This is a genomic window from Tritonibacter scottomollicae, from assembly GCF_003003215.1.
Taxonomy (GTDB): domain Bacteria; phylum Pseudomonadota; class Alphaproteobacteria; order Rhodobacterales; family Rhodobacteraceae; genus Epibacterium; species Epibacterium scottomollicae.
This window is the reverse complement of the sequence record NZ_PVUF01000067.1, coordinates 1-1,207: the sequence shown is the minus strand read 5'-3', so window position 1 is coordinate 1,207 and position 1,207 is coordinate 1. Positions and strand designations below refer to the sequence as shown.

At 58.6% G+C, this 1,207-nt stretch carries 1 protein-coding gene; it reads left to right on the top strand.

Annotation, left to right across the window (positions count from 1 at the left end; all coding sequences use genetic code 11):
• A partial coding sequence (locus tag CLV89_RS22745) for a hypothetical protein (protein WP_106165752.1) occupies positions 1–1,207 on the top strand: 1,207 nt, incomplete at both ends.

Below are 1,207 nucleotides of genomic sequence, written 5' to 3'. Positions count from 1 at the left end.
ATCGCTGCGGACAAAACATGGCTGGCCTCACAGCCGGTGTTTCCGACGATCACACTCTGTGAGTTCATAGGTGCAGCCTTGCTGCGCACACAAGGCGAGGCCTCGGACGATCGGCGCGCCAAGGCCAAGGGCTTTGTCTTCGTCTCGCAAGGCCCTGACGGGATCCGAGCGGCTCTGGACATCCTTATGCGATCACAGGACGGTGGCCACTTCGTGACGCAGGGCGAATTGGGTCCGCTCTTCAAACATCTCAAGGGCATCTATCTTGATGACGATGCCTTTGAGGGCTTTCGCGGGATCCTTCGTGACTACTTTCTGGAAATATGGCCATTAGCGCCAGGTGATGAACTTCTCGGACATACCGTCACAGAGCGGCGCCTCCACTCCCTTACGTCAGCATCCAAGGAAACCGGCATCGGCCCGGCTGTCCTGGATGATTTCTTGACAGAAGCGGGCGCGTTTGCGCCCAGTGACGCGCGTGCCGATGCCCGCAAGACCTTTGATGCGAAGGCCTGGCAGCACATTCTTGATGAAATCCCGACATTGGTCGGTCCGATTGCGCTGCGACGTGCAATCGGCGCAACGCTGGCCGAACTGAACGGGTTGAAGGCTGATGGTGTCCTCGTCCCAAGGACCAACGTCCCAACAATCAAATCGCCTTGGCGGATTGCGGATGGCCAAGCTCTTCTTGAGGAGCTGGAGGCCTATGCGCAGCCGGTTGCCGCAGAGGAGCCAGGGTGGGAGACGATCCAACTCGTTCACAAGCGGCTGGACCTTCCTGTTGGCGAGATCATTGCGGCCATCCGGACGGGTGCTTTGCGCCTTGGTCAGCGTCCTGATGTGTTCGGCTACCACGGGCTTGTGGTGGAAATCATTGAAGTTGCAGCGTTCAAGGCGAAGGTCGCGCCAAAGCGCAAGCCATCGACCAACCAAGTGGAGATGACAGCAGCGGCCTTCGCTCGGTCGGCGGGTATTCGGGGGAAAGGTCAATTCCTGGCTCTGATCGAAGGTGGTTACACGCCTGCGATGTTGGTTTTGAATCCCACGACTAAGCGTCGGGAATGGCGAATGAGCCGCGACGACATCGCTGCGTTTGAAGCCAGCTACACGACACCAACGATTCTGTTGGCCGAAACCGGTGCGCATTGGAACACAATTCGGGCTATTCTCCAGAGCGAAGGGATCCAGCCGTTCCGACCGAACGGCT